4 protein-coding genes are annotated in these 7,418 nt (G+C 71.4%); all 4 read right to left on the bottom strand.

Annotated elements, in window-relative coordinates; translation table 11 throughout:
* On the bottom strand, positions 1-798 hold a 798-nt coding region (locus tag ABD810_RS20070), incomplete at its 3' end, for an AfsR/SARP family transcriptional regulator (RefSeq protein WP_344942242.1).
* 120 nt (positions 799-918) lie between these two features.
* The gene (locus ABD810_RS20065) at positions 919-4,173 is read right to left on the bottom strand and encodes an AfsR/SARP family transcriptional regulator (RefSeq protein ID WP_344942239.1); all 3,255 of its coding nucleotides are present in this window, start codon (positions 4,171-4,173) and stop codon (positions 919-921) included.
* Between the two features lie 750 nt (positions 4,174-4,923).
* On the bottom strand, positions 4,924-5,628 hold the full coding sequence (locus tag ABD810_RS20060) for a phosphatase PAP2 family protein (RefSeq protein WP_344942236.1): 705 nt from the start codon (positions 5,626-5,628) through the stop codon (positions 4,924-4,926).
* A gap of 155 nt (positions 5,629-5,783) precedes the next feature.
* On the bottom strand, positions 5,784-7,346 hold the full coding sequence (locus tag ABD810_RS20055; protein ID WP_344942233.1) for a phospholipase D family protein: 1,563 nt from the start codon (positions 7,344-7,346) through the stop codon (positions 5,784-5,786).
* Between the last annotated feature and the right edge of the window lie 72 nt (positions 7,347-7,418).

Here is a 7,418-nt window from a genome sequence, read left to right as displayed (position 1 = left end):
GGCGACGGCGGACCCGCCGCGGGAGGCGGGCCGCCGGGGGGTCCACGACGATGACCTGCGCCCCGCCAGGATCCGGCTCTGGACCTCGCGCAGCTCCGGCCCGGGCTCCAGGCCGAGCTCGCTGGTGAGCAGCTCGCGGCCCCCGGCGAACACGGCCAGCGCCTCCGCCTTCCGCCCGACGAGATCGAGAACGACCATGAGCTGGGCCCGTGTCCGCTCGCACAGCGGGCGCTCGTCCACCATCCGGCGCAGCCGCACGAGCGCGTCCCCGCACCGGCCGAGCTGGAGCTGGGCCTCCACCAGGGAGGACAGCACGGCCCACTGGCGGTCCTCCAGCGCCGTGATCCCCGCCCGGACCCATGACCCAAGCTCGATGCCGCCGAACGGCCTGCCCCGCCACAGGCCCGCCGCGCGCTCGAGCGACCGTACGGCCCGCTCGGTGTCCCCCGCGCGCATGGCCGCCTCTCCGAGATCGGCCAGCCTCTCGAAGAGCAGCCAGTCGAGCTCGGCGTGCTCCACCTGGATCAGATAGCCCGTCGTGTGACCGGCGACCCTGGGCTCCCCCTTCGCCGTACGCCCGAGCGACGCTCTCAGATCAGCGACATAGGTGCGGATGTTGGAGGTCGCGGATCGGGGTGGAGACTCCTCCCACAGAGTGTCCACGAGCCGATCGGTGGAGACGACCTGGCCGGGGTGCATGAGCAGGGCGGCCAGCAGCGCGCATCGCTTCGCCCCCTTGATTTCGACCGGACCGTCAGGTGATTGGATTTCAAGCGGGCCTAGTATGCGGAATTGCATTTCATCTCCCCGTCGCTTATTAGGCTGCGGGGCCGAATATAAAACCCTTCCGTATATGGTCAGTATAATAGCGATATATACGGCGGGTGAGCGGTCCGCCGGGGAGAGGAAAACGCCTGATCATCCGGCCGGTTCCGCCTCGGAAAAAGGCGCGCCGATCGCGCTGAAGAGAGCCGAGGCCTGCCGCAGATGCGTTTCGGCCAGGCCCATATCCCCCTCGTCACGCAAGGCCTGGCCGAGGGCGAGGTGGGTGCGCGCGGAGTCCAGCCGGTTCCCGGTCTCCCCGTGAACGGCCAGCGCCTCGCGGGCGTATCCGATCATCCGGGCCGCGGGCTCGCGACCACGGCCGATACGGGCGAGCAGGGTGAGGACCTGTCCCTCCAGCACCCGGAACTCCGCCTGCTCGGCCAGCTTCAGCGCCTCTTCCGCGTGGTCGGTCGCGGCGGCGTGCTCCCCATGCAGGAAGCGGGCCTCGGCCAGGCCCAGCAGTGCCTCGCCCAGCAGGATGCGGACGTCGATCTCCCCGGCGATGGTCAGGGCGGTCTCGAGCAGGGCGATGGCGCCTTCGTGGTCCCCCGCCCTCCCGCACACCGAGGCGAGCGTCGTGCGGGCGTGGGCCTCCAGGCGCCGCTCCCCCGTGTCCACCGCGATCTCCAGGGCCGCTTCGGCGCAGTCGTAGGCCGAATGGAGCCGGCCCGCGTCCCGGTGGACCAGGGCGAGCCCCGCCAGGCTGGTGGCCTCGTCGTACGGGCTGCCCAGCCTGCGTGCCAGCGCGAGAGCGCCGGTGAGCTGGGCCAGCGCCCCGTCGAGGTGGCCCAGCCGGTGACGCAGCCCCCCAAGGACGCACATCGTGCCGACCTCGGCCCTCAGCGCGCCGGCGTCGCGGTTGAGCGCCAGTGCCTCGGTGGCGAGTTCGGCCCCCTCCGCCACCCGGCCGCACTCCCCGTAGGCGGACGCGAGCGTGTTCAGGATCCTCGCCTCGCCCTGCCGCCAGCCGAACCGATGGTGCAGCTCGCGCGCCCGGGACAGGTGGGTGGCGGCCTCGGCCGGACGTCCGAGCAGGTACAGGATGACCCCAAGATTGCCGAGGGCGCTCGCCTCGCCCGGCCCCCACCCGGCGTCGACGCTGAGCTCGATCGCACGGGTCAGGTACGCGATGGCCCGGGGATGCCGGAAAAGGCCGAAGTTCACGCGGGCGAGGCAGTGGAAGACGGTGGCCTGCGCCCGCAGATCGTCCGCGACCCGCGCCGCCGAGAGCCCGGCCAGGGCGATCGTGATCCAGTCGTTCCTGTGCCGCCGCCGGTCGTAGTAGTCGCGCAGCCCGTCCGTGAGCAGCCAGGCGGTCGGTGACGCACCCTGCCTGGCGGCGTGCCGGACGAAGGTGAGCAGGTTGTGCCGTTCGGCGTCCAGCCATCCGAGGACCGTCGCCGGATCGAACGCCTCGGCGCCGGCCGGCGACACCTCCTCCGGCGGCGGAAGGCGCGTCGCCTCGGGGTACAGGTAGCGCACGGCGGTGTCCACCATGCCCACGTACCAGGTGAACAGGCGCCGCATGGCCGCCTGCCGCTCCTGCCCGTCGTCCTCGGTCTCCGCGAGGTTCACGGCGTACGAGCGGAGCAGGTCGTGCAGCGTGAACCGGCCCGGCCGGCGCTGGTCCACCAGATGCGCCGCGGACAGCCGGTCCAGCGCGGCGGCCGCCTCCTCCACGGTCATGCCGGCCAGCGCGGCGGCGGCCGGTCCGGTGAAGTCGGCGCAGGAGACGAGCCCCAGCCTGCGGAACAGCCGTTGGACCGGCGCGGTCATCGTCCGGTAGGAGAGGTCGAAGGCGGCCCGGACGGCGGTCTCCTCGTCGTCCTCGATCGCCATGGCGCTCATGAGGTCGCCCGCGTCGAGCGCGGCGAGTTCGGCGACGTGGTCGGCGATGGTGCCACGTGGGCGGTCGACCAGATGGGCGCCCGCGATGCGCAGCGCCAGGGGCAGGTGCGCGCACAGCTCGGCGAGCCGGGCGGCGGCCGCCGCTTCCTCCTCGATCCGGTCGGCGCCCAGCAGGGTGCCGAGCAGTTCGATGCTCTCGTGCGGGGTGAGCGCGTCCAGGGTGACGCGGTGGGCGCCGTCCCTGGCGACCAGGCCCGTGAGCCGGTCGCGGCTGGTGACCAGCACCGTGCAGCCGGTTCCCGCGGGCAGCAGGGGCCGCACCTGGTCGGCCGACCTGGCGTTGTCGAGCACGAGCAGCATGCGGCGGTCGGCCACGAGCGACCGGTAGCGCGAGGCCGCCTCCTCCATGTCCATCGGCACCTGGTCGGGCCGGGCACCGAGCGATCGCAGCAGCACGGCCAGCGCGTCTATCGGCCGCCTCGGTGAATCGGTGGCATGGCCCTGGAGGTTGAGGTAGAGCTGGCCGTCGGGGAACCGGCGAGCCACCCGATGGGCCCAGTGCACGGCCAGAGCCGTCTTGCCGACTCCGGCGGTGCCCGCGATGATGATCACCACAGGGGCCGGCCCCGTGGTCGGGTCCTGGGACAGCCTGCCGTCGAGCGTTTCCAGCTGGCGGTGCCTGCCGGTGAAGCCGACGATGTCCGGTGGCAGCTCGCGCGGCACCGGCCGGGGCTCGGGCGCGGGTGACACGGCGATCCCTCCGGTCGCCGGCACCATCAGGTCCTCGTCGGCCCGCAGGATCGCCTCGTGTAATCGACGCAGCGGCGGGCCGGGCTCGATCCCGAGCTCCTCCGCGAGGAGCGCGCGCGTCTCGCGGAAGACCCCGAGCGCGTCGGTCTGCCGTCCCGAGCGGTAGAGGGCGAGCATGAGGCCGGCCCGGAGCCCTTCCCTGTACGGATGCTCGCGGGTGAGGTCGATCAGCTCGCCGACGAGTTCCGCGTGCCGCCCCCGGGCGAGCTCCGCCTCCAGATAACGCTCGTGGGTGTCCAGTCGCAGGTCCTCCAGCCGGAGCGCCTCTTCGGCGATCGTCTCGGACTCGCGAAGGCCGGCGAAGGCGGGACCGGCCCACAGCCCGAGCGCCGCGCCCAGCAGGTCGCCCGCCTCCTCGACGTCGCCCCGGCCGAGCGCCACCGTCCCCTCCGCCGCCAGGCGGCGGAAACGGGTGGCGTCGAGCTCGTCACCGACATTGATCACATAGCCGTCCGGCATTCCGGAGATGCGGTCGGCGCCCAGCTCGCGCCGCAGCTTGTGCGCGTAGAGCTGGATGTTCCGCCGGGCGGAAGGAGGCGGGTGATCACCCCAGAGGACGGTGGTCAGGGAGTCGTTCGACACCTGCCGACCGGCCCTGGACAGGAGCGCCGCGAGCATCAGCCGAGGCTTGAGCGCGGTGCCCACCGAGACGGTGCGGCCGTCGTGGGTCACCTGCAGCGTGCCCAACACCTGAAAGTCCATCCCATACCTCACGCCACTACGCCTCTCACAGAGGATCATGTGGGGTTCGATCGGGGTTGATCCTGCCAGCCAATATACCGGGGGTATACCGCGATTTACTATTATTATGGATGCAACTGGCACTTGACGACTTGATACTAGTCCTAGTAGCCATGCATGTCGCGCGATATATCGAAATCGGGGTGTAAAGCGGTTCACGAGGTGCACGTCCCAATGACCCGGCCATAACTGTGCAGGGCGCCACACTCACACCGCCATTTCAGCCACCCCCCCCAAAGCACCCCACCCCCATTCACACCACCTCGGCGACCACGACCATGCACGGCGACGAGGGCGTCCGCCCCTTGGAGCGGAGGTGCTTCCGCCTGACAGCTGGGGCGTCGCTTGTTCGGCATGCCGGACATATCCGCCGCGAAAGGCAACCGGTAGCAAGAGGGAGCCGACCGATCCGGTGCGAAGGGCACGGCCGACCGATCCGGTACGGGGCACGGCCGACCGATCCGGTACGAAGGGCACGGCCGACCACGGGCCGTGCTCTTGTGGTGTCAGATGGCCCCGGCCGGGTCGTGCCGCGATGTCGATCCACCCGCCGGCCGTTCGTATAGGGAGTGGAGGCCGGCACGGTGCCGGCCCGGCCCTTCGGAAGGACCTGGGACGCGGCCTTCGATCGCTTGAGGCGCGGTCGCCCAGGTCGAGCGCCGGGAGCTGAGCAAGACGACGGGCTTCGGGGCGGTGCGGTCAGTTCTCGCCGAGGCGGGCTCTGGCGGACGAGGCGTCTCCCGCCACCCGGAGCCGGGTACGCCGCTCCTCGCGCCGGTACAGGATCGCGCGCGCCGCCACCACGACGCAGAAGACGCCGAGCAGCAGGCCCCAGGCGACGTCGGTGAGGAAGTGCATGCCCCGGTACAGGCGGGAGAAGCCGACGATGAGCGGGGCGGCGACGCCGAGCACCCAGATCACCACCTGCAGCGCCCTGGAGCGGACGTGGATGCTCAGGATGAGCGCCATGGCGCAGTAGAAGCCGACGGCGGCGCTGACATGCCCGGAGGGGAAGCTGGAGGTGGGCGGGGCGGGGTCGAGGTGCTCCACCGGCGGCCGATGGCGGCCGACCAGCGTGGTGGTGGCCAGGAAGACGAGCGACTGGCCCCAGACGGCCGCGATCAGGAAGATCGATTCGCGCCAGCGCTTGTAGACGAGCCTGAAGATGATCGCGGCCAGCGCCGTGAGGGCGACGATGTACGGCGTGTCCGACAGGCTGGTGCCGTAGTCGGTGAGCGTGTTCCACAGGCCGGTGCGGTCGGCGGCCAGGTCCCTGTTCAGGGCGGCCTCGCCGGTGGGCACCGCGAGGACCAACCGGCCGGCGCCGTAGGTCACGGCGACCATGAGGACCAGCGGGAGCAGGAGCGCTGACGCGTAGTGCTTGATGTGATCGACTTTCGCCACAGGTCACCTTCACTGGTTCGGGCTCGGCTCCGGTGTCCTGAGGAACTCCGGTGCCTTGAGGAAAGGGAGGCCGCGTCCGGGCGCCCGTCTGAACACCGGCCGAGCCCGGCCGGACATGAGTGCGCGCGTGCCCCGGCGGCGGCCGATGGCCATACCTAGAAGCTCTTCGATCTGCGCAGGGCCGCCGGGCGGCCGTCGGGATCGACCGCGAGCCGGTAGAGCGGCAGGGCGAGCACCCTGCGGACATTGGACAGCTCGGGAGAGGGATGCGGGCGCAGCCGCCCCGGCGGCCGAGGGCCCTTGCGTCCGCCGGTGTGCCAGGCCTCCAGCCTGGCCGCGGACTCCGCGAAGGCGTCGAACGCGGTGACGGGATCGCACAGCTCGTCGACCTCCGGGCCGTCGCCGGGCAGGTCCAGGTGCTCGGCCATGAGCGCCAGGCGCAGGTCGCGCGCGAACCTCCTCGCGCCGTGCGGCGGGCGCGGATCCTCCTGCTCGTCGAGGACGGCGCAGCTCAGCTCCGAGTCGTAACTCCACGAGCGCAGGTTGACGTTGTCGGATCCGACCGAGGCCCACACGTCGTCGACCACGCACACCTTGGCGTGCACGTAGACGGGCGTGCCCTGGTGGTTCTCCAGGTCGTAGATGGCGACCCGGTCGCCGCCCGCCTTGAGCAGCCTGTCGAGCGCGTTGACCCTGCCGATCAGGCTCGCGGGCCCGGCCAGCCAGCCGTCCTGGTCGGGGTGGCGGGGGACCACGACCACCATCCGCAGCTCCGGCTCGCGCTCCAGCGCCTTGGCGAACACCTCGATCACGTCCGTGGACCACAGGTACTGGTCCTCCAGGTAGATCAGCGAGCGAGCCCTGCCGAGCACCTTGTGGTAGGCGTGCGCCACGCTGCGCTCGCCGTCCGGCGCGAACGGGTAGGCGCTGTGCCTCGCGGGATAGGTGCGCAGGAGCTGCACGGCGTGGGTGCCCACCGGGGACGGCGGCGGCCCCGGCTTGGGCAGCGGCGGGACGTCGTCCATCTTGGCCAGATGGTCGCGCAGCCGCCGCAGCGGGTCCCGGGTCTCGGGCGCGGGGTCCTCCCAGCGCTCGCAGAACACCTTCTCCACCTCCGCGACCGCGGGACCGTGGATCGCGACCTGGACGTCGTGCCACGGGGGCCGCTCGCCGTACGCCTCGGGCATCGGGCAGGCCTGCGGGTCGCCCAGGTGGTCGGCGTCGTCACGGCGGCTGTGGCACAGGTCGATCCCGCCCACGAAGGCCACGTCCATGGCGGAGCCGTCGTCGTGCCGGATGATGACGAACTTCTGGTGGTGCGAGCCGCCCGGCTTGGTACGCGTGTCGAGCACGGCCTGCCCGCCCGCCGCCTCGATCTCCTCGCCCAGATGGCGGTTCTCGGCCGAGCTGAAGCGTAAAAGGTCCATGTGCGAGCGCCAGATGAGTCCCCTGACCAGCGCGCCCCTGCCGGCCGCCGCGGCCATCGCCTCGCCGACCTCGGGCCCGTCTTCGGTGAGCCGCTCGTCGGGATCGCCTCGCCAGTCGGCGAACAGCAGCAGGTCGTCCTTCTTCAGCGCCTCGATGCAGTTCTTCAGTTCGGCGAAGTAGGTCGCGCCGTGGATGAGCGGGCGTACGTCGTTGCCCGTGGTCCAAGCGTCGAGCTTGGTCGCGGGATTGCCTCTTTCCTCGTCGGTGAGGAACCAGTCTTGGAGCCGCATTCGCTTCCGGCTACCCGGCCGGCAGGAGATCAGTCCTTCCAGCCGGTCGCACGCTCCGGCGAACGAGGGGCA

It is taken from the genome of Sphaerisporangium flaviroseum, assembly GCF_039537005.1.
GTDB classification, from domain to species: domain Bacteria; phylum Actinomycetota; class Actinomycetes; order Streptosporangiales; family Streptosporangiaceae; genus Sphaerisporangium; species Sphaerisporangium flaviroseum.
This window is presented reverse-complemented; position numbering and strand designations above follow the sequence as displayed.